Source organism: Gabonibacter chumensis (assembly GCF_024741215.1).
GTDB lineage: Bacteria > Bacteroidota > Bacteroidia > Bacteroidales > Marinifilaceae > Gabonibacter > Gabonibacter massiliensis.
The window spans coordinates 1,385,677-1,409,017 of sequence record NZ_JANSKB010000001.1 but is presented as its reverse complement, the minus strand read 5'-3'; the positions used below and the strand labels follow the sequence as shown (position 1 = coordinate 1,409,017).

At 41.4% G+C, this 23,341-nt stretch carries 18 protein-coding genes and 1 tRNA gene; 4 read left to right on the top strand and 15 right to left on the bottom strand.

Annotated features, from left to right (window positions below):
* Nucleotides 1-20: 20 nt before the first annotated feature.
* From tig to NVS78_RS06010, 5 genes are all read right to left on the bottom strand, one after another.
* Nucleotides 21-1,373 carry a trigger factor gene (tig, locus tag NVS78_RS06030; protein WP_286358347.1) on the bottom strand — a complete coding sequence of 451 codons (1,353 nt, stop codon included), beginning with the start codon at nucleotides 1,371-1,373 and terminating at the stop codon, nucleotides 21-23.
* Between the two features lie 79 nt (nucleotides 1,374-1,452).
* Nucleotides 1,453-1,534 (bottom strand) — tRNA-Leu (locus tag NVS78_RS06025).
* A gap of 62 nt (nucleotides 1,535-1,596) precedes the next feature.
* Nucleotides 1,597-2,328, bottom strand: a complete 732-nt coding sequence (gene lptB, locus NVS78_RS06020; RefSeq protein WP_041504347.1) for an LPS export ABC transporter ATP-binding protein — start codon at nucleotides 2,326-2,328, stop codon at nucleotides 1,597-1,599.
* Nucleotides 2,329-2,433: 105 nt separating this feature from the next.
* Nucleotides 2,434-4,929: a DUF5686 and carboxypeptidase-like regulatory domain-containing protein gene (locus NVS78_RS06015; protein WP_286358470.1), complete on the bottom strand. Its 2,496-nt coding sequence runs from the start codon at nucleotides 4,927-4,929 to the stop codon at nucleotides 2,434-2,436.
* A gap of 56 nt (nucleotides 4,930-4,985) precedes the next feature.
* Nucleotides 4,986-5,951: a KpsF/GutQ family sugar-phosphate isomerase gene (locus tag NVS78_RS06010; RefSeq protein ID WP_286358346.1), complete on the bottom strand. Its 966-nt coding sequence runs from the start codon at nucleotides 5,949-5,951 to the stop codon at nucleotides 4,986-4,988.
* 239 nt (nucleotides 5,952-6,190) lie between these two features.
* Between NVS78_RS06010 and recQ the strand changes: the two genes are divergently transcribed.
* Nucleotides 6,191-8,365, top strand: a complete 2,175-nt coding sequence (gene recQ, locus NVS78_RS06005) for a DNA helicase RecQ (protein WP_286358345.1) — start codon at nucleotides 6,191-6,193, stop codon at nucleotides 8,363-8,365.
* A gap of 36 nt (nucleotides 8,366-8,401) precedes the next feature.
* Here the strand turns inward: recQ and NVS78_RS06000 are convergent, their stop codons facing one another.
* Nucleotides 8,402-9,064 carry an MgtC/SapB family protein gene (locus NVS78_RS06000; protein ID WP_286358344.1) on the bottom strand — a complete coding sequence of 221 codons (663 nt, stop codon included), beginning with the start codon at nucleotides 9,062-9,064 and terminating at the stop codon, nucleotides 8,402-8,404.
* 76 nt (nucleotides 9,065-9,140) lie between these two features.
* Between NVS78_RS06000 and nhaD the strand changes: the two genes are divergently transcribed.
* Entirely contained in the window at nucleotides 9,141-10,547 is a 1,407-nt protein-coding gene (gene nhaD / locus NVS78_RS05995) for a sodium:proton antiporter NhaD (RefSeq protein WP_286358343.1), read from the top strand.
* A 29-nt stretch (nucleotides 10,548-10,576) separates the two neighbouring features.
* Here nhaD and NVS78_RS05990 read toward each other — a convergent pair whose 3' ends face one another.
* The 9 genes from NVS78_RS05990 to NVS78_RS05950 form a co-directional block, all read right to left on the bottom strand.
* Nucleotides 10,577-11,845, bottom strand: coding sequence for an adenylosuccinate synthase (locus NVS78_RS05990; RefSeq protein WP_286358342.1), 1,269 nt, complete (start codon nucleotides 11,843-11,845; stop codon nucleotides 10,577-10,579).
* Between the two features lie 91 nt (nucleotides 11,846-11,936).
* Nucleotides 11,937-12,389 (bottom strand): Fur family transcriptional regulator, encoded by a 453-nt coding sequence (locus NVS78_RS05985; RefSeq protein WP_041504341.1) that lies wholly within the window; start codon nucleotides 12,387-12,389, stop codon nucleotides 11,937-11,939.
* A gap of 83 nt (nucleotides 12,390-12,472) precedes the next feature.
* Nucleotides 12,473-14,683 (bottom strand): RelA/SpoT family protein, encoded by a 2,211-nt coding sequence (locus NVS78_RS05980; RefSeq protein WP_286358341.1) that lies wholly within the window; start codon nucleotides 14,681-14,683, stop codon nucleotides 12,473-12,475.
* 23 nt (nucleotides 14,684-14,706) lie between these two features.
* The gene (murI, locus tag NVS78_RS05975; RefSeq protein WP_286358340.1) at nucleotides 14,707-15,531 is read right to left on the bottom strand and encodes a glutamate racemase; all 825 of its coding nucleotides are present in this window, start codon (nucleotides 15,529-15,531) and stop codon (nucleotides 14,707-14,709) included.
* 94 nt (nucleotides 15,532-15,625) lie between these two features.
* Nucleotides 15,626-16,141: an OmpH/Skp family outer membrane protein gene (locus NVS78_RS05970; RefSeq protein WP_286358339.1), complete on the bottom strand. Its 516-nt coding sequence runs from the start codon at nucleotides 16,139-16,141 to the stop codon at nucleotides 15,626-15,628.
* A 106-nt stretch (nucleotides 16,142-16,247) separates the two neighbouring features.
* Nucleotides 16,248-18,803 (bottom strand): BamA/OMP85 family outer membrane protein, encoded by a 2,556-nt coding sequence (locus NVS78_RS05965; protein WP_286358338.1) that lies wholly within the window; start codon nucleotides 18,801-18,803, stop codon nucleotides 16,248-16,250.
* Between the two features lie 5 nt (nucleotides 18,804-18,808).
* Nucleotides 18,809-19,552, bottom strand: a complete 744-nt coding sequence (gene uppS, locus NVS78_RS05960) for an undecaprenyl pyrophosphate synthase (protein WP_286358337.1) — start codon at nucleotides 19,550-19,552, stop codon at nucleotides 18,809-18,811.
* Between the two features lie 69 nt (nucleotides 19,553-19,621).
* Complete coding sequence (locus tag NVS78_RS05955) at nucleotides 19,622-20,509, bottom strand: NAD kinase (RefSeq protein ID WP_286358336.1); 888 nt, start codon at nucleotides 20,507-20,509, stop codon at nucleotides 19,622-19,624.
* A 30-nt stretch (nucleotides 20,510-20,539) separates the two neighbouring features.
* Nucleotides 20,540-21,205, bottom strand: coding sequence for a CBS domain-containing protein (locus tag NVS78_RS05950; RefSeq protein WP_059026355.1), 666 nt, complete (start codon nucleotides 21,203-21,205; stop codon nucleotides 20,540-20,542).
* A gap of 203 nt (nucleotides 21,206-21,408) precedes the next feature.
* Between NVS78_RS05950 and NVS78_RS05945 the strand changes: the two genes are divergently transcribed.
* On the top strand, nucleotides 21,409-21,660 hold the full coding sequence (locus tag NVS78_RS05945; protein ID WP_041504334.1) for a DUF8828 family protein: 252 nt from the start codon (nucleotides 21,409-21,411) through the stop codon (nucleotides 21,658-21,660).
* 113 nt (nucleotides 21,661-21,773) lie between these two features.
* On the top strand, nucleotides 21,774-23,336 hold the full coding sequence (locus NVS78_RS05940) for a DUF4301 family protein (RefSeq protein ID WP_286358335.1): 1,563 nt from the start codon (nucleotides 21,774-21,776) through the stop codon (nucleotides 23,334-23,336).
* Nucleotides 23,337-23,341: the final 5 nt, after the last annotated feature.

Genomic DNA, 23,341 nt, shown 5'->3' with positions numbered 1-23,341 from the left:
CTTCTATTTTGGAAAAAAAATTACTTTTCAAACAATTTTCCGAATTCATCCATCGTTACCGACTGCTCCTCTAATTTTACACCTTCTTTCACCGTAGCAAAGATTTTATTCTCCAAAGCTCTCTCGTACATATTGGCACGTTGCTTTTGATCTTCCAACAAACGAACGGCAAAACCGTCCAACTGTTCATTGGTCAGACCGTACAATCCGTATTGTTGCAATTGAGCTGCTGCAATCTCACGAGCCATTCCTTTCATATCCTCATCCTCTACCTTTATTTCGTACTCCTTAACCATAGCAGTCTTAATCAACTGCCACTTGAACTCCTCCCGATAAGAATCGAAATCCTTCTCTACCGATTCGGGCGTCATCTCCCTGTTCGTAGCTACCATCCAACGTTTCAAAAAAGCTTCCGGCAAAACAACATCCTCATTCTTTTTCAGCATTTTATCGCGAGCATCCACAGAGAAACGATATTCACTATGTCCCTTAAACTGGTTTTCTAAATCTTCTTTTACTTTAGCACGAAACTCCTCCACACTCTTTACCGCACCCTCTCCATATAACTTATCAAACAAAGCCTGATTAACTTCCGCATCGATATATCTTTTTATCTCACTGACAATCAAACAGAAATCAGACTTAACCTTCTCAGCCTCCTCCTTACTTACTCCCAACATGGCGGCAAAATCAGTCTTATTCGGATAAGCTTTTGCCGGATTGAAAATAACTTCACTTCCCGCTTTTGCCCCGATAAAAGCTTTACGAGCCTCTTCGTCCTTCATATGATACACGGAAACAGAAGCATCCTCATTGCGAATTCCTCCCTCTTTCGGTTTCCCGTTTTCGTCCAATTCGATCAGCTCACCTTTCAAATACTCTGTCCCTTCAACAACATCAACGACCTCAAGACTTCCGCTATTTTTACAGATACTCTCGACCTGCTTGTCTATCATTTCATCATCAATCTTTATCGTATAATAAGGTACTTTCTCACGCTTGCTCAACTTCACATTCATCACGGGAGCCAATGCAATATCATAAGTAAATTCGAAATTCTCCTGATCCAAATTCAAATCCTGTCCTTCCGTTTCGTTAGGAAGCGGTTCCCCAAGCAAATTCAGTGTATTGTCTTGAATATATTTGGTCAGCCCTTCTCCTATCAATTTATTGATCTCCTCTATCAACACGGCCTTACCGTACATTTTCCTTATGATCCCAAAGGGAGTCTTGCCCTTACGAAAACCGTCAATTACTGCTTTCTTCTGATACTCCTTCAATGCATCGTTCACGCGGGTAGCGTAGTCATCCTTATCTAATTGAACCTTAAGAGTTGCGTTAAGGTCATCGATCTGGGTTTGTGTTATATTCATACTTCTCTATGATAAATGATAATAATGATAAAACAAACAAAAAAGCCACCTAAATGAAGGCGGCCAGCTCTTTCTCAAGTGCGGGCGAAGGGACTCGAACCCCCACGCCTTGCGGCACTAGATCCTAAGTCTAGTGCGTCTACCAATTTCGCCACGCCCGCTTGCTAATTTGCGGTGCAAATATAGTGCTTTTTTATCAGTTCCAAAATTTTTAAACCTTTTTTTATTTTTTCCTTCTAAGTTCAAAATTCTTTCCCAAGTAGACGCGCCTCACCTCCGGATCTTCCGCCAATTGTTCCGCCGAACCCGATTGCAATATACGTCCGTCATATAACAGGTAAGCCCGGTCGGTAATACACAAGGTCTCCTGTACATTATGGTCCGTAATCAAAATACCGATATTCTTCTCTTTCAATTTCTGTACTATACTCTGAATGTCTTCCACGGCAATGGGATCGACACCGGCAAACGGTTCATCCAACAAAATAAATTTCGGAGAAATGGATAAAGCCCGCGCAATTTCCGTACGCCGACGTTCTCCCCCCGACAGCTGGATACCTTTGCTTTTTCGAATATGTTGCAACCCGAACTCATCCAACATCTCTTCCAAACGTTGCTTTTGATAATCTTTCGGGAACTTACTCATCTCCAGCACGGCTTTGATATTATCTTCCACGCTCAGTTGTCTGAATACGGAGGCTTCCTGCGCCAGATAACCGACCCCCAATTGAGCTCTCCGGTATACCGGCTCCGTCGTAATTTCCGTATCGTCCAAAAAAATACGTCCGCCATTCGGTTTGATCAAACCTACGATCATGTAAAAAGAGGTCGTCTTTCCTGCCCCGTTCGGCCCTAACAATCCCACGATCTCCCCTTGCTCCACGTTAACCGAAACTCCTTTTACGACGGTTCTGCTTTTGTATTTTTTCACCAGATCCTCAGCCCTTAATTTCATATTATTCAGTTTTATCGCGCTAAGATAATTCTTTTCGACGTAAAAGTAAAAGCCGTTACCCAAAAATGATCAAAAGAGACAATTTGCCTATACGATAACACTCCGTCAGAAATTCAAATGCAAGGAAAAATTAATGGCAAAATTATCCACGTCCTGCCTATCTTTATCCTTCCGATGAGTTATTCTCCACATGGCATCGATACGAATAAATCGAAATATATTCTCGACACCGAACCCAGCCTCTATATAAGGTTTCGAAACCGAAGACATTCCTTGGGGAAAGAGCAACAAAGCTTCCGTGTCGGGTCGGCTTCCGTTATTTTTATCGGACAAAGATCCCCACAACGCTTTTATCGTCGCCACCTCGCGCCACTTTAACCGCTTCATCAACGGAATTTTACTCAAGAAAAATCCCCGGAAATGATGTTCCCAAAAAACAGCTCCCCATAAATCCGAGGCAAACTCATAGAAATTCATACAAGAAAAAGCATAAGGATCATAGAAATAGGTTGCATTTCCTTCATGCAATTTCAACAAAGGATAGGGAACTTTTCCGAATATTTTTCCTCCGGACAACATAACGTCACTGTAACCTATCGGAGCAATCGTAAAATCATGTTTAACGGAGAGCTCCAAACGTTGATAATTGTATTGGCTGTTAAAAACACCTTTTACACCGCCAATCAAATCTATACCGACAATAGGGTATTTAGACCCCATAGACATCTTGTCGAAAGTCTTGCGTACCACGACCTCATTTTTAGAAAAACGCAATCCCAAGCGGAATTGTGAGGTACGGATCTGGCTTACCTCCATACTATCCGGACGGAAAAAATCCACATAAGGGGTAGGAAACATCTGTCTGTATTCATAGGCAAAAGTATTGGTAAACCACGACCACCACTCTTTTTCATACCGTAAATCAAATTGATTGACAAGCGTCAATTTTTCATTATTACCCCGGGAGAAAATAGAACTTAAAATATTTCCGGTAGTGAAAGCATTTTCGCTCGCACCCAATTGAAGCACATCATGTTTACCCCCGATCGTCATTTTGGAAGTCGGCAACGTATTGAATACGATCTCCACACTCCCCCCTCCTTTAAATTCATTGTCTTTCGTACTGTAAGCACCGTAACCGCTCAGGCGTATTTTCTTGCTGAATTCACTCGTGGTACGGGCTCCCAGTTGGAATCTCGCACCTTCCAGTTTATTAAAACTGAATAACTTATAATAAGGTCCCAACTCCAATTTTTTCACCGGATAATAACCGAACAGCACCGTATTGATCAAATCATATATGTTTTGATACAAGGGCACATTCTTTATCGAGTCTACCATATTATAGATGTTCCGTTCCCGTTCGCTCAACTGATAAGGACGCACCGACTGCCAATAACTTTCATCATTCTTCAACACATCCTCACTCAATATCATATCATTATCCAACCTGGCAATTTCCGGCGGAATATCCTCGTTAATCCTTACATCAGAATAGTCGATTTGCCGGTGTCCCATAAAAGATATCAACTTAGAGGAATCTTTCATTTGCACGGTAAAATCCGCCATGATTTTGTCCTGTTTCAAAAACCAGGTCGAATCATTCACCAGCTCGTTGGTATTTTCAATCACCAAATCTCGAATCCAATTTACATTTAACCCCTTTACCATACGCAAGGTAGCAGACTCCAAAGCCCAGGTCAAAGAATCGATATTGATCTCTCCGTCGAACACCGGAATCGATTTTCCCTTGGGATGGAAACGAATCTTATATATTTTTCTCCCTTCCTTCTGGATGCTATCCACCAAAAAATATTTATAATACATCAATCCGTGTTCACTTAAAGGACTGGCAAAATTTACTTCAAAAATATTAATATAATTATCATACAGGTTCACATTCACGTGCAGATGCCCCGTGAATTGGGCCAGGGTATAATCTTCTTCTATGCCCGATATACGGCTGGCTTTTACAATTTCCCTGCTTAAGCGGGGATTTTTCCGATAATAATAGTCAGCTGAAGCTTCCGAAATCATAACGGGCAGATAAGCTTTACCCGTTACAACAGAGGTATCGATATACTGAAATATAAAGCCGAAATTCTTTTGTAGTTTTTTATTTTTAAATTCCGGTTTTATATTGGCCACGTCCAGTTCCATTTTGGTATAAGTGGAACAATGATAAGAATCCTTCTCGGCCGGGTTGTTTCGTCTCTTATTTTTAGAGATATTACGCAAAATAGCATGAGCAGGATTCTCCCCTGGAGTCACCATCACTTCTTCTAAATCCGTAACAACCGGTACCAATTTAAAGTCCACCGTATTGAATGCCCCAGGCTTTATCTTTACCACCTGCCGCTCGTAAGAAAGATAAGCCGCCATAATCTCCGACACTTCAGCGCGGGTTTCGATTGTATAATACCCGTCAAAATCCGTGGTAATTCCGATCGTAGTTCCGACAAAAGAGATACTTACCAAAGGTAAAGGCTCTCCCGTTTTGGCATCGGTCACCCGTCCGCGTACTTTAGTTGTTTGTGCCGATAATTCGGTAATCCATAAAGACAAAAATAAAAATAGAATGAATTTTGCGCGTTTCATCATATTCAAAATCTCCCACTTTTAAATTTTTCATTGCCACCTTTAAAATCATGATCCCATCAAACCACCCCTTCGCGCAATATGTCATGTAAATGAACGATTCCCTTATAACGCAACTTCTCGTCAACAACGACCAGTTGAGTAATACTATTTTTTTCCATCAACCGATAGGCGTTATAAGCCAACTCCTCTTCAAAAACAGTCTTCGGAAACTTCGACATAATATCGTTTGCCGTCAATCCGTCGACATCTTCATATTTCTCCATCATTCTCCGTAAATCACCGTCTGTAATAATCCCTATTAGTTTCTCGTTCTCGTCCACAATAGCAACAGCTCCCAATCTTCCTTTCGACATCGCCAAAATCACCGGACGAATCCCCGCTTCCTTCTTGATACAAGGACGATTATTTTTATCAAAAACATCTGCGACCCTTAAATACAAACGTTTCCCCAAAGAACCTCCCGGATGATATTTAGCAAAATCCCGACTAGAAAAACTTCTACAACCGATCAGACACATTGCTAATGCATCTCCTAACACTAATTGTGCCGTAGTTGAATTTGTCGGGGCTAAATTTAAAGGACCGGCCTCTTTTTCCACCTTTGCCTTCAAAACATACATAGCGTTTTGCGCCAAAAAAGAATCGGTATTAGAGACCATGGCTATGATATTATGATTACCTATATTCCGTATCAACGGGACGAGTACTTTTATCTCCGGAGTATTTCCACTTTTTGAAACGCAGATAACCACATCCTCCTCCCGGATCATTCCCAAATCACCGTGAATAGCATCAGCGGCATGCATAAATATAGCCTGAGTTCCCGTTGAGTTTAGGGTCGCTACAATTTTCGTCGCTATGATGGCACTTTTACCGATACCGGTAACAATGACGCGTCCTTTGCTCTCGTAAATCAATTTCACGACAGCCTCAAAGTCTTTATCTATGTATCGGGACAGATTCTGAATAGCTTCGGCCTCATCCCGAATCACATTCAAGGCGATTGATTTTATGTCTACCATGCTCCTTTTCGTTTATTAATTTCAAAAAAGCGAGTTTCAGCAAAAAAAAAAAATCAAAATTTATTGCACACTCGGTTTTTGTCTATAACTTTACTAAGGGCAAAAGTATTATTTTTTTACGATTGCCCCAAAAATGTGTAGGAATAGATTTATTATCGCCTATTTTGTTTGTACAAAAAAATTAAGTTATAAATTTGCACTCCCTCCTATGGAGGTGTGTAGAAATTTTTAATAAAATCATGGGATTGCAAATTGATTTACATGCTAAATTAAAAGAGTATTTCGGTTTTGATAATTTTAAAGGGAATCAGGAGCAGATTATTAAGAATGTACTGGCAGGGAACAATACTTTTGTTTTAATGCCCACGGGAGGGGGAAAATCTTTATGTTATCAACTGCCCGCTCTCATTCTGGAAGGGACAGCGATTGTAATCTCTCCGCTGATTGCTTTAATGAAAAACCAGGTGGATGCAATGCGCTCCTTTAGCGAATCTGAAGGCGTAGCTCATTTCATGAACTCTTCTCTCAGTAAGAACGACATATTAAGCGTAAAAGAAGACGTACTCAACGGCAAAACAAAATTATTGTATGTAGCTCCGGAGTCATTAACCAAAGAAAGCAATATCGAATTTCTTCGTAAGATCAATATCTCTTTCTTTGCCGTGGACGAAGCGCATTGTATCTCCGAATGGGGGCATGACTTCCGTACGGAATACCGGAAAATCCGTCCTATCGTGGAACAAATAGGGAAAGCTCCTATAATCGCCTTAACGGCAACGGCAACACCGAAGGTACAACACGATATTCAGAAAAACTTAGATATGCTGGATGCCCAAGTATTCAAATCTTCTTTTAACCGTCCTAATCTATATTACGAAGTACGACCGAAGATCGATCCGACAAAAGACATCATCAAATTTATTAAAAACAACGAGGGCAAATCAGGCATTATTTATTGTCTGAGTCGAAAAAAAGTAGAAGAACTGACAGAAGTCTTATGTGTGAACGGCATCAAAGCAGCCGCTTATCACGCGGGGATGGATGCGGCGACTCGAAGTATGAATCAGGACAAATTCTTAATGGAAGAGGTAAACGTCATTGTCGCAACGATCGCTTTCGGCATGGGCATTGACAAACCGGATGTCAGATTCGTTATCCACTACGATATACCCAAAAGTCTGGAAGGATACTACCAGGAAACCGGACGCGCGGGAAGAGACGGAGGGGAAGGTTATTGCCTGACTTTTTACAGTTACAAAGATATTCAGAAATTAGAAAAATTCATGCAAGGGAAACCCATTGCGGAGCAGGAGATAGGTAAACAGCTCTTGTTGGAAACCGTCTCTTACGCGGAATCTTCCCTTTGCAGACGAAAAGTCCTGTTACACTATTTCGGTGAAACCTACGAAGAAGAAAATTGTGGTTCCTGCGATAATTGCCTGTTCCCCAAAAAAGAATTCGAAGGGAAAGAATATTTGATCGACGCTTTAAATACGATTTTGGAAGTTAAAGAGAAATTCAAGGTCGAGCATCTGGTAAATATTCTGATGGGAGAAACCGATTCTACTATAAAATCGTATCATCACGACGAACTGGAATCTTTCGGTATCGGTTCTGAAAAAACTCCCCAATTCTGGAATATGGTTTTCAGAAGAGCCTTAGTTAGCTGTTATATAGAAAAAGATATTGAACAATACGGTGTCATTAAATTAACTCAAAAAGGACACGAATTTTTAAAAGAACCTAAAGATTTTATGCTGATGGAAGATCATAATTTTGAAGAATCTGAAGAGAAACTTCAGGAAAAGGGGGGTGTTTCAGCGTTAGACAGCACATTATTTGCCATACTGAAAGATTTAAGAAAAAAGATAGCCAAGAAAAACAATCTGCCCCCTTATGTTATTTTCCAGGACCCGTCACTGGAAGACATGTGTATCAACTATCCGATCACCCTCGAAGAGTTAGCTAACATACAAGGAGTTGGAACAGGAAAGGCTCAAAAATATGGTAAGGAGTTCGTCGAGGTGATCAAACAATACGTGGACGACAACGAAATCGAACGGGCTCAAGATATGGTAGTAAAAACGGTCGCCAATAAATCCAAATTTAAGGTATACATCATACAAAATATCGACCGCCAAATCGATCTGGAAGACATCGCATCCGCAGAAGGATTATCTTTTGAAGAATTAATCAAAGAGATGGAGGCTATCGTATTTTCAGGTACCAAATTGAACATCGACTACTATATTAACAAAATCCTCGATGAAGAGCAGCAACAGGAAATATTCGACTATTTCATGGAAGCCAAGAGCGACAATATCGGAGATGCTTACGATGAATTCGACGGGGACTACGCGGAAGAAGACCTGAGGTTGATGCGTTTGAAATTCCATTCCAAACATGGAAATTAAACCAATAGAAAAAACTGCCCTGTAAGGCAGTTTTTTTCATTCCATACGGTCTATCATCATATCCGGAAGATGTTGCATATATTGAAATAACAAACTTTCATCCCCTGCCCTTCTCGTTTTTATAATTAAAGTCACCCGGTAAGTCGAAGAATCACCTAATTGTCCGGTTTCTGTCGAATAACTCGCGATAGTATGTCCTTTGCGTTCGATCTCGTCCGTGACCAATTTAATATTTTCACGTACGCTTGTCGTGAACACCAACAATACACTCCGTAACCCTATCCTCTTAAACAAATACCCCAACCCTTCAAGTCCCAGTAAAGTCAAAGCCATAGCCCCGACACCCAGCCAATACATTCCGCCCCCCACGGCAAGTCCGATAGCCGCTGTTGCCCACACCCCTGCCGCCGTCGTCAAGCCGCGTACAAACTGTTTTTGAATAATAATAGTACCGGCCCCCAGAAAACCAATCCCGCTCACCACCTGTGCAGCTATACGACTGGGATCCAACCCTATACCCTTATCTACCAAAACATCTTCAAAACCATATTTTGAAACAATCATAAACAAAGCGCTACCGCAAGCGACCAAGAAATGTGTTCTAAAACCAGCCTCTTTGGCCCGGTATTCCCGATCCAAACCGATAATCGCACCTAAAACACCCGCGACGAATAATCTAAAAATAAAATCCCAAATCATATCCTCTCTTTTCTATTTATGAATACCAACAAATTTACGCAAAATAACGTATGATGTTTATCAGAAACAAAAGAATATGATCACAATTGCTATCTTACTATTCATCATAGGTTATACGCTTATTGCCCTCGAACACTCCATTGGGGTTAATAAAACCGCTACGGCCTTAGTGTTAGGAATGCTACTTTGGACTCTTTGTATCTTCGCAGGCCCGGATATCATTATCTCGGCCAACAACACTTCTTTTCATGAATTCATAACGGCAAATCCCTCTTTGCATTCTCTCTCTCCCCGGGAACAAGCCATTCAGTATCTTATTAACCTGCAAATAATAGACCACTTAGGGAATATTGCCGAAATTTTATTTTATTTACTCGGGGCCATGACAATCGTCGAGATCATAGATACGCATCATGGCTTCGACATCATTACCCAACAGATAAAAACAAAAAGTAAAAGAAAGTTATTATGGCTTATCGCCTTTCTTACTTTTTTCATGTCGGCCGTATTAGACAATTTGACGACAGCCATGGTGATGGTCATGTTGTTACGTCGCCTGATTACGGATCGAACGGAACGATGGATATTCGGAAGCATCGTCATCCTCGCCGCTAACGCGGGCGGAACCTGGACTCCCATAGGAGACGTCACCACTATTATGCTCTGGATACACGACAACATAACCGCCGCTCGCATTATGAAACAACTTCTACTTCCCAGCCTGATCTCTATCGTGATACCCCTGATCATCGTCTCTTTTCAAATCAAAGGAGATACGGCTACCGTTTCCAATGCTCCATCGACTACCGGCAACAATTTACCCGTCTCCCATCGCGAGCAATCTATTATTCTTTTACTGGGAATCGTCGGTTTGCTGTTTGTCCCCGTTTTCAAATCCATAACCCATTTACCGCCTTTTGTCGGCATCCTATTAGCTTTAGGCATGTTATGGATATACCTTGAGACTCTTTACAACCGCAAAAAAACACCCGCTACGACTTTCCCTTACCGAGTCTCGGCCATACTCCCCAAAGTAGATTACTCGACCCTACTCTTTTTCCTTGGCATCCTTTTGGCCGTTGCCGCTATAGAAACAGTAGGAATATTAAATCATATGGCCACCTTCCTGAACGAAAAACTGGACAATGTCTACCTTATCGACGGTATCATCGGATTACTGTCTTCCATCATCGATAACGTTCCTTTAGTGGCTGCCGCCATGGGCATGTATCCTCTCGTTACCCCGGAAACGCAACCCCTCACGCCCTATTTAATGAATTTCGTCACGAACGGTACCTTTTGGGAACTCCTGGCTTATTGTGCGGGAGTCGGGGGCAGCATCCTCATCATCGGCTCCGCCGCCGGAGTTGTTATCATGGGACTGGAGCGCATCAACTTCGTATGGTACCTCAAACACATCACTTGGATTGCCCTTCTCGGCTATCTCGGAGGTATCGCCGTTTATATCTTACAGAAAATATAAATGGAGAGTCTTCCGACACTCCATTTATATTACTCCTGATAACGGATAATCGTTTGTTCCCGATCCGGCCCGACGGAGACGATCTTGACGGGCACACCCGTCTCTTCTTCGAGAAAAGTCAAATAGTTATTAAACTCTTCCGGAAATTCATCTTCCGAACTCACCCGGGTCATATCGGTTTTCCAACCGGGAAGTTCCACATAAACCGGTTTGATCCTATCATTGATTTCGAAAGGGAAATCTTCTACCTCTTTTCCGTCAATCTCGTAAGCCACACAAGCTTTGACGGTATCGAAAGAATCCAGCACATCACTTTTCATCATAATGAGTTGCGTGACACCATTTATCATAATGGCATATTTTAACGCGACCAAATCAATCCAACCGCAACGACGACGTCTCCCAGTAACGGATCCGAACTCATGTCCCAAGTCGCACAACCGATCCCCCACCTCGTCTTTCAGCTCCGTGGGGAAAGGACCGCTTCCGACACGGGTACAATAGGCTTTAAAAATACCGTAAACCTCTCCTATACGGCTCGGGGCCACCCCCAACCCGGTACAAGCGCCGGCACAAACGGTATTGGACGAGGTCACAAAAGGATAGGAACCGAAATCGATATCCAACATCGTTCCCTGTGCTCCTTCCGCCAAAACAGACTTTCCGGCTTTCAACGAATGATTGACCTCCTGTTCGCTATCTACCAATTGAAATTGTTTCAAATATTCGATTCCCTCAAACCACTCTTTTTCTACGGCAGATAAATCGTATGAAAAATTCAAACTCTTCAATATCTGTTCGTGACGAACCTTTGCTTTCGCGTATTTAGTATCGAAGTCATGTAAAATATCCCCTACGCGAACGCCATTACGACTGATCTTATCCGTATAGGTCGGTCCGATTCCCTTCCCTGTCGTCCCCACTTTGGCATCTCCTTTAGCCGCCTCATAGGCAGCATCCAAAAAACGATGTGTAGGAAGGATCAAATGGGCTTTCTTAGATATATGCAACCTCTTCTTCAAATCATGACCGGACGCCTCGAGTGCCTCTGCTTCCGCTTTAAATAAAGCAGGATCCAACACGACACCATTCCCGATAATATTTATTTTATCTCCCTGAAAAATTCCGGAAGGGATAGAACGAAGAATATATTTTTCACCGTTAAATTCCAGCGTATGTCCCGCGTTAGGACCTCCTTGGAAACGAGCAATCACATCGTAATGAGGCGTCAAAACATCAACGACCTTTCCTTTTCCCTCATCTCCCCACTGTAACCCCAGCAATACATCTACTTTCATTTGATACTATTTTAATTATAATTGCCACGTAAGCGCAACAATTTTGGATTATAAAACAATTACTAAAAAAACAAACGTACAAAGGTAATATTTATTTCGAAGCAGCCAACTTGCAGTCGTGACAGACACCATATATATAAAGCATATGATGATGAACCGAAAAATCATATTTATCCTCCACGTGCTCAACGATCTCCTCCAATCGAGGATCTGCAAACTCTTCCACCTTTCCGCATACTTTACATACAATATGCTCGTGTTTCCTGTTGTTGTAAGCTTTTTCAAACTGGGCAATATTATTTCCGAACTGATGTTTTATCACCAGTTTGCACTCCAACAGCAAATCGATCGTATTATACAAAGTTGCCCGACTTACCCTGTAATTTTTATTCTTCATAAAAACATACAAAGATTCGATATCGAAATGTCCCGTATGAGAATAGATCTCATCTAAAATAGCATATCGTTCCGGTGTTTTACGATGTCCTTTTTGCTGCAGGTAAGTAGTAAAAATCTCTTTTACCGTCTCCTTTATTTTTTCCATTGAATCCAAAGCACTTGATTTATGACTTTGCTAAATTACAACAAATCTCGAAAACATGCTCACCTAATTTAGAAGAATTTTAATTAAAGATCGATATTCTCCACTCGAGACACGTTTTCCACTCCTTTTAACGAAGCTATTTTCATCATCAGATTGTTCAAATCCGCCGTATTATGTACGTATAAATGAATCATTCCTTCGAATATCCCGTCTTTTGTCTCAAAATGCACCGTGCGCATATTCACGTTATTCTCCTTAGAAATAATCATTGTAATGTCACTCACGATCCCCATACTATCAATACCGTTCAATTTAATCACGGCTAAAAAAGACATAATCTTATGACTAACCCACTTAACAGGCACAATACGATCCCCGTAACGGGACATTAAACGAATGGCTTCGGGACATTTACGTTTATGCACGGTAATCTTATCGTCGATCTTCATTCCGACGACATCATCGCCCGGAATAGGACTACAGCAAGGGGCAATAATAAAATCGGAAGCATCCTCCACGACATCATTAAAGACCTTTTCATCCTTTTTCTTTTTATCTCCCGCTCCCCCCTCTTTCACTGCATCTGATTTATCGTTTTTGAAAAACTGTAATTTCCAGTATTTTACAAATTTATTTTCCGATTTTCTTTTCAACGCCCTCTTCACCTCTTCCACATCCAGATGCCCTTTAGCCAAGCTAATAAACAAATCCTCTTTTGCATTCAATTTCAAATGGTTGAGTGCTTTTCTCATCGTCTCAGGCGAATCGGGTAGACGCATATCATCCAGCAATTTCTCAAAAATCGTTCCGCCATTCCGGATCTGTTCCTTCTTTTCCTTCCTGCAAGCCGCACTTATATTCGTTTTCGCCTTGGCCGTAACCACGAAATCAAGCCAGTCGCTCTGAGGCTTTTGCCTATCACTCGTCAAAACCTCCACCTGATCTCCGCTTTGTAAAACATGACTCATGGGAACCAACTTATGATTGACCTTTGCCCCGATGCAAGAATTTCCGATTTCTGTATGGATATCATAAGCAAAATCCAAAGCCGTTGCTCCCTTGGGGAGAGTTTTCATATCTCCCTTAGGAGTAAATACCCGGATCTCTTTCGCGTATAAGTTCATTTTGAATTCATCCAGAAACTCTAAAGCATCCGTCCCCGGTTGCTCCAGCATCTCTTTGATCCCAGCCAGCCATTTATCCAATTCGGAATTAGCATCCGTATCGCCCTTATATTTCCAATGAGCGGCTAATCCTCGTTCCGCAATCTCGTCCATACGTTCCGAACGAATCTGAACCTCAATCCATCGTCCTCCCGGCCCCATTACTGTCAAATGCAATGCCTCATATCCATTCGCTTTCGGAACACTGACCCAATCTCGTATACGCTCGGGTTTGGGACTGTACAAATCCGTAATCAGGGAGTATATGTTCCAGCACTGCCATTTCTCAGGCTGATTACTTTTGGGAACGAAAACAATACGTACCGCCAGCAAATCGTATATCTCCTCAAACGAGATATGCCGACGTTGCATCTTAGACCAAACAGAATAGACGCTCTTGGTACGTGCCGTAATCTCAAACTGATAACCATTCTCCGCCAAACGCTCCCGTATAGGAATAATAAACTGCTGAAAAAGATTCGTATTTTCGGTTTTATAAGCTTGAATCCGTTTTTCTAAAGCTTTATACTCTTCCGGATTCTCATATTTCAAACTCAAATCCTCCAACTCGGTTTTTATCGCATGCAGTCCCATACGATGAGCCAAAGGAGCATAAATATACAACGTCTCTCCCGCTATTTTCACCTGCTTATGTTCGGGCATGGAGTCTAACGTGCGCATATTATGCAAACGATCGGCGATCTTAATCAGAATCACACGAACATCATCAGCCAAAGTAAGGATCATTTTTCGAAAACTCTCGGCCTGCTTCGTGGTATTCGACCCCATCACCTCACTGATTTTCGTCAATCCATCCACGAGAGAAGCGATTTTAGGCCCAAACAGATTGGATATATCTTCTACCGTGTAATCCGTATCTTCCACGACATCATGCAGCAAAGCGGCGATCACCGACTTCGTTCCCAAACCGATCTCTTTCGTCGCGATTTTGGCCACAGCAATCGGATGAAGAATATAAGGTTCTCCGGATTTTCTCCGAACCCCCTGATGCGCCTCGTTGGCAAACTCAAACGCCACCCGAATTAACTTCTTATTCTCTTCAGTGGTCCCTTTCCGCATGGAATTCAATAAATCCTCGAAAGCTGCCTCTATTATTTCCTGCTCTGTCATATCCATCATGATTTAGGTCACAGTTATATCTCTATATGCCTGGAAGTCACGTCCGCTTGCAGGAATAAAGCCGCCATCCGGTCAAACATACCCCCTTTTTCAGTCGTATAATATATGATTTTCCCCTCTTTGGAAAGTCGCCCGTCAATTTCAGGATGACGCCTCAAATAATCTTTTAAACTCCGGGCCACCAAGCCTCCCTGCTCAACAACAGTCACGCCCTCGGGTACAATCTCATCTATTTTCTCTCTTAACAGCGGATAATGGGTACAGGCCAATATAATCGTATCTATCATCGGGTCTTTTCCCATCAGCTCCTGAACATATTTTCTTACAAAATAATTCGTCCCCGGCGTATCTATTTCGTCATTCTCTACCAGAGGAACCCACATGGGACACGCCTGTTGCGTAACCCGGAGTCCTTTTTCCGAATGTATCTTGGCAATTTCCATAAGGTAGGAACCGGAAGCCACGGTTCCTTTGGTTCCCAATACCCCGATATGTCCGTTCGTCGTAAAACGGGAAACAGCCTCCACACTGGGACGAATAACCCCCAGCACTCTTCTTTCCGGGTCAATCAAAGGTAGATCTACCTGCTGAATCGTACGCAGAGCCTTGGCCGATGCGGTATTACAGGCAAGTATGACCAATCGGCAATTCATTTCGAATAATTTAAGAACCGCCTGACGGGTATATTCATAAACGACATCAAAGGAACGGGTTCCGTACGGTGTCCGAGCATTATCGCCCAAATAAATATAATCGTATCCAGGCATCTCTTTCACAATATCTTTCAATATCGTAAGCCCTCCATAACCAGAATCAAAAACCCCTATTGGACAACTCATACTTCTTTCCTATATATAGGTGCTAATATAATCTTTTTCGAGATATTAAACAAAAAAAAAGCCGCCATCGGCGGCTTTTTATATCGGATCGATGTTATAGAATCCCGAGTTTCTTCTTAATCAAAGGCAATACATCATCGCTATTATCAGCTGCAAACAGCAATGCACCGGCAGCAAAGATATAGGTATACCCGTTCTCTTTTCCCACTTCGGTAATCGCTTTTTTAATCTTTTCAAGAAGCGGAGCCATCAACTCGTTTCTCTCTCTATCCAATCTTTCGCCTGCATTCGTATCAAAATCCCGTATTCTTTGATCCATTTGTTGCAATTCCTGCTCTTTCGTTTCTCTGATAATATCAGTCCACGTTTTCGCATTTTGCTGATACTCTTGATACTTTTTGGCAAATTCCGCACGCATATCCTCAGACTCTTTCCTTGCCGCCTCAAATTTTTGTTGTATTTTCGTCTGTACATCCTTAAATTCCGGCATTATACTTAACAGCTTATCCGTATCTAAATGTCCTAACTTTATAGGACTCGTTTGAGCTGAAGCTGTAAATGCAGCAAAAATAAATGCTACAAAAACAAAAAATTTCATTGTATTCCTCATAATGTTTGTCTATTTGATGATTTACAAAAGTAATAAATTAATTGCTTTTTTACTCTTTTATCTTATTAATCTAACCTAACAAATTACAAAAAAAAGATTATGTCAACTAAAATTCCTGACCGAGTACAAAGTGTATTTGCGATCCGGCAGCTCCCGATCGACCGGGCACTTCATCAAATCCATACCCCCAGTCTATGCCCAACAAACCGAACATAGGCAAAAATACGCGTAAACCGACCCCGGCAGAACGATACAAGTTAAAAGGCTCAAAATCCTTTAATTTATACCACGAGTTTCCCGCTTCCAAAAATCCTAACGCGTAAATAGTAGCCGATTGCGCTAACGAAATAGGATAACGGATCTCCATGGTAATCTTGGAATAAAGACTCGCGTCCGCGGCGTTCGGTGCAATGAAGCTCGACCCCGCATTCGTCAACGAACCGTTCTCGTATCCTCTCAACCCGATATATTCACGACCGTACAAGCTATATCCCGACATTCCGTCTCCACCCATTTCGAATCCTTCGAACGGGGATTTTTTATCACTATCGTAATGCCCCAGGTAACCGTATTGAACCGATGCATAAAGGACCAAAGGACGAGGTTTGTTCACATCCGTCAACGGGACATAAACTTTCCCGCTAAACTTCCATTTATGATATTCGATCCATTTATACCTTATCCGGTCCTTCTCCGTCGCGTAATCACGATTATCGAACCAAGAGTAAGGAGGAGTAAAAGCCAAGGACAAGGTAAATTCACTCCCCTGTTTCGTGTACAAAGGGTTATCTATAGAACTCCGCTTCAACACGGTTGCAAAAGATAGATTATTGGAATTTCCGTCACTAAAAATATAATAGGGCCAATTCTTCAATTCGTAACGTTGATAAGAGATCTCGTTATACATTGTAAACCAGTCGTCCGGCCAGGTAATTCTCCGTCCCAGTCCGACACTAATACCGTAAGTCAACATCAGCTCGCTCGAATTATAAAAATCCTTGGATTTATTGGAGTTCACGTAATAAGAATTATAATAATTACGGGAATAACCTGTCTGACGGGAAAAATAGGCCGAAACACTCAGCGAATTCGGACGCTTCCCTCCTAACCACGGTTCCCGGAACGAGATACTGAACGAGGTATAATACTTACCGTTCGTCTGAGCTTTCAAACTGAATGTTTGTCCATCTCCTTGCGGCAAAGGACGATAGGAATCCCAATTAAAAATATTCCGGATAGAGAAGTTGTTGAATGTCAATCCCAACGAACCGATGATCATTCCGGCCCCCCAACCTCCGGACAATTCGATCTTATCATTGGGTTTTTCTGATACATTGTAAATAATATCCGTTGTTCCGGCTTCCGGATGCGGTTCGAATTTAGGATCGATCTTTTCCGGGTCGAAGTGTCCCATGTTGGCCAATTCCCGAATACTCCGAATAACATCTTGACGACTGTATAGCTCACCCGGATACGTGTATAATTCCCGTCGAATCACATGTTCATGCGTACGGGTATTACCCCTTATCATTAACTTGTTAATAGTGGCCTGAGGTCCTTCAATCACACGAATTTCCAAGTTAATCGAATCATTGCCGACAATCGTTTCAATAGGATCCAGCCTCGAAAAAAGATAACCGTTATTCTGGTATATATTACTTACAGCATCTTCATCCATATACAACCGTTCTTGGAGGTACTTGCTATTGTATACATCTCCCTTCTTGATATTCAAGAGTGAAGATAAACGCCACGATTCGTATTTGGTATTGCCCACCCAAGTAATATCGTTAAAATAATATTTATTCCCTTCTTCCAGATTAATATAAATCTTTACCCGGTTCGGCGAAACCGGAACGATCGAGTCCGACAGGATAACGGCATCTCGATACCCTTTTTCATTGTATCTGCTCAGAAGATTAAATTTATCTTCGTCATAATTTTTCTCTATAAAATTAGCAGATTTAAAGAAATTAACAAAAGATTTTTCTTTTGTTTTTTTCATCGCCGCTTTCAATTTCCCGGCTTTAATCTCTTTATTCCCCGTAATAATAATATCGGAAATTTTAATTTTGCTATTCTTCTCGACAATAACATCCAATATCACACTCCCTTCCACGGCAGGATCATCTCTTTGAATAATCTTGATCGAGGAATTGTAATACCCTTTCTCTTTTAAATATTTCTCAATACCTCTTTTTATATTGACTTTCGTGTTCTCTGTTACCTGAATACCCGGCATAAGAGCTAATTTTTCCCGTACTTTTGTCTCTTCCGATTTTTTTAAACCGACATACAGTACTTTTGAAAGCCTATAACTTCCTTGAATATATAAATTCAGATACACTTTATCTCCTTCGATCCGATCCACGGAGACAGAGATATCAGAAAAAATTCCCTGATCATATAATCTCCGTATAGCTTTTGTTATTGCATCTCCGGGTATGGTAATTCTATGTCCGACAGTCAATCCGGACATCTGTAATAAAATATCCTTATCATAACCTCCGCCGGTACCGGTTATCTCTACCCCAGCCAACTCGTACGATTTAGGATCAGAATAATAAATCTCGATTTCTTTTTTTGTAGAATCCGCAACTTGGGCCTCGACCCAATTAAAACAAAATATAAATATCAGTACAAACGCTGTTTTTCCTATCATCTGACTCACTTTTTTAGTTGTTCTCCGGTTTTTCCGAAGCGTCTCTCTCGTTTTTGAAAATTACGAATGGCCAAATATAAATCTTCTTTTTCAAAATCAGGCCAAAATTTGTCAATAAAATATAGTTCCGTGTACGCCAATTGCCACAAAAGGAAATTACTTAACCGACATTCACCGCTTGTCCGAATTAACAAATCCGGATCCGGAATCCCGGTCGTTGTCAAATAAGACGCGAAGTCATCATCATTAACACTCTCTAAATCAGATATCTTTCCGCTCTTGTAATCCTTAGCCAACTGTTTCGCCGCCTCCAAAAGCTCCCATCGGGCTCCGTAACTCAATGCCAATACCAGAGTCACCCCTGTATTTTCCGACGTCAGGGCGATCAAATTTTTCAATTTCCGATATACCGCTTCAGGCAAATCCGACAGGTTACCGATAGCCATTACCCGTACTTGTTGCTTCATCAGGTTATCCGTCTCGGCAAGAATGGCATCAACCATCAATCCCATCAACATACTTATCTCGTCCTTAGGCCGATTCCAATTTTCTATCGAAAAGGTATAAAGAGTCAAGTATTTCAGTCCGATTTCCCCACTTGCCTCCACAACTCTTTTTACCGTATCCACCCCCTCTTTATGTCCTTGCCATCGTTCCAACCCCCGACTCTTGGCCCATCTTCCGTTACCATCCATGATAATGGCCACATGATCCGGCATGTTCCTTTTGTGTTTGATTTCTTCTATCATAATTTTTCACCAGATGAGATTGCAAATTTACAAGAGTTCTCCATATCCTCTCACACTTTTTACTATTTTTCACTTTTCGTTTCGCAAATCCTCACCCCACCGTAATTTATTCCTCAGTGTTTCATAATAACTGTGATCCGGCATTTTAACCACATTCAATTTAAAATTCCCTGAAGATATATACAATTCACGAATATTCGATATCTTATGCATTCTGGAATCCAAACTCAGCATGAAGTCAGCAGACCTGCTTTCCACTTGTAACTTGACCCTCACGTTTCCCGGTAAAATCAACGGACGGATGCTCAGATTATGAGGACTTACCGGAGTCAGAATTAAATTGTCGCAGGCAGGAGACACGATGGGACCTCCACCACTCAAAGAGTAAGCGGTAGAACCGGTCGGAGTCGCCACGATCAGACCATCGGCCCAGTAAGTGGTCAAATATTCACCTTCAATATAAGCGTGTACTTTCAACAGAGAAGAACGTTCCGTTTTCAACACGCTAACCTCGTTCAACGCATAATCGAAATCTGAAAACGGATTCTCTTCTACATCCAAGTGGATCAGATCCCGCCGCTCGATTTCAAAATCTCCAGCGCAAAGCATCGCCACGGCCCGAGAAATCTCCTCCTGAGCGATATTGGCCAAAAAACCCAATCGCCCGCTGTTAATGCCTAAAATAGGTATACCGCTATCCCTTACATAAATAACGGAGTTCAGGAAAGTTCCGTCTCCTCCCACGCTAAATAACACATCGACCTCCCCTTTAGACAAAACCCCGTCGAAAGAGGAGTCGAAATACTTCACCATATCCCCGTTCCGCTGCTCCAAAAAAGAATAAAAAGGACGGTAACAACTCAACACGGCTCCTCTCCTTCTTAAATCTTTCAACATGCTCTCCAAAAAAGGGAAAAAATGAGTTTCCACCACCCTCCCAAATATTGCTATTTTCATATCACTTACAAAATTTAATCAGATGCTTCTTCACATCTCCATGTATCTCATCAATTGACCATAACGCTCCCTCAACTCTTCGCCGTATTCCTCGCCGTTTACAAAAGTAATTTTTATCGAATACTGGTATCGGTTGAAAGTCTCCAGTATAGGTTCCAAATTAGAAGTATTCACTTTTAAAACGACATACACTTTGTTGGTATCCCCACCTCCCGTTACACAGCAACTGACGACTTTCGCTTCATTATACTCGACAATTTGAGCGATCTCCGCTAAAGAATAATCAATATTATTTACCTCCAAAACAATAATCCCACCGGGCAAATTAGCACCTAACAAGCGATCAACCTGATACAAGATATCAGCAGGCAAAATAACTCCTCTGTATTTTCCACTCCGGCTCAGTACGGGGATAACGGACAACATTCCGGCAGAAGCCACTCCGACAATATCATAAATATAAGTATCCTCATATACAAACGTCGACTCCCTACGAATCTCCAAAGATGCGATAGGGTCTTCCAAATTTCCATGAGCATATATTGTCTCATCCTCTAATAACCCCAGATATTCATCTCCCTCAACAACAGGCAAATGAGAAACTCTAAAAATTTCCATCCACCCCAATGCTTGAGAACAACGATCTTCCCGGTTCAATACAGGAATAACCTGTGATAATATTTTTAATGCAATCATTGTTAACTCCTTGAATATATGACGTTACCCCAAAAGAGCATCCGTTCCTCTCTTCTTGAACTTTAAATTCTATCTCTTTTTATGCCCTAAAGATACGCTTTTTTCTCTACTTCCTGTTCACCCGAAAATAATTTTCGGGTTTCAATTTTCAATTTTCAATTATTCTTTATATTTGCCTTTGAATTTTTAAAACAATAAACATTATGTTACCGAAGTTTCTCATCGCAGACAATTCACAGGAAGCATCTGATCTATTGTATGTTGTACACACAGAAAAACCTCGTTGTATCATACAATGCGATATGGACGGCTTCTACAGTAATCAACGTATTTACTGGATTGACGAAGAGCCTCTTTGCATCGATGATGTAGAAAGTCTATTGGAAGAAGCAGAAGATTTCTTTGAAAAAGAGCTGGACAACCAAGAAGACCTATACGATGAAGATGAAAATTAAATAAAAGCGCGGCCCCGCCGTGCTTTTTGTTTAATTTAACAATTAATCGCATACTATTTCACAATTCATTCGTACATTACGGAACTATTACTAACCTTTCAAATTTGAAATTTATGTATACAAAGAACGATATTAAACAATTTAGACACCGGGGCATCAAACTCGTACAAATTGATAAACAAATCGAAAATTTCAAGAAAGGTTTCGGATTTGTCAAACTGCAAGATGCGGCCACTCTTCGGAACGGGATAAAAAGTTTAACAGAAGAAGAGGAGAACAATTATATTTCAATCTTCGAAAATAAAAAAGACGCTCTCGATATGGTTAAAATGGTTCCGGCTTCGGGTTCCGCTTCGCGAATGTTCAAAACCTTAAACACATTCTATAATACCTACACGGGAAGCGACGAAGATTACCTGAATTTCCGACAAAACAAAGAGCCGGGAACCATATTCTCCTTCTTCGAGAAACTAAAAGAATTCCCCTTCTATCCTCATCTGAAGGAAGCCCTTTATAGAGACATGTTAGATGTCGATAAGCTTTTGTGGAAAAATCAATTCTCTGAAATCTTAGAGTATCTGTTGACAGAAAAAGGGTTAAATTACAATTCGACTCCCAAGGGCCTTATTGATTTTCATATTTATCAGGATCATATCCGAACCGCATTGGAAGAGCATCTCGTGGAAGCTGCATTGTATTGTAACAACGGGAAAACAGCCAATCTGCACTTTACAGTTTCCGAAGAGCACCTCGGTAAATTCAAACTACTGTTAAAAAACATTCTAAAGGATTACCAAAAAGAGTACAACATAAAATACAAAATCTCTTTTTCCATTCAAAAGCCCTCAACAGATACGATTAGTCTGGATGCCGATGGAAATATTTTACGCGATACCCGAGGAAACATCGTTTTCCGGCCGGGAGGACACGGAGCCTTAATCCACAACCTGAACGATTTGAAAGAAGAGTTAATCTTTATCAAGAATATCGACAACGTAACCCCGGACAGAAACAAAGCCGACACGATCAAATACAAAAAGATCTTAGCCGGACTATTGCTCGATATCCAGGAAAAAGTATTCGGTTACCTGAAGATTCTGACTAAAAACAGGAATAATCTAACGGAAGAAAAATTGAACGAGATCGAAAACTTCACAAGCGAGAATTTAGGGTATAAACTAAAGGAAGGATTTACATTCCCCTCTGCCAAAGAGCGAATCAAATACCTGAAACACTTGCTGGATCGCCCCATTCGCGTATGTGGTATGGTTAAAAATGAAGGAGAACCCGGAGGAGGACCTTTCTGGGTCGGCGACGATACGGGAAGCCGCCTAATGATCTTGGAAAGTGCCCAAATCGATCTAAAAGATAAGGAACAGAAAAAAATATTTTCCAAAGCGACTCATTTCAACCCGGTAGATATCGTATGCAGTACTTATAATTATCGCGGAAAAAAATTCGATTTAAAGGAGTTTATCGATGCGACACAAGGTTTCATCTCCAAAAAATCTTATGAAGGCCAGGAAATCGAAGTTCAGGAATTACCCGGACTTTGGAATGGAGCCATGGCAAACTGGAACACGCTCTTCGTCGAAGTTCCCTTGTCAACTTTTACCCCGGTAAAAACCGTATTTGACTTGCTGCGCTTTGAACATCGCAACGTGTTCAGCGCATAAGCGAA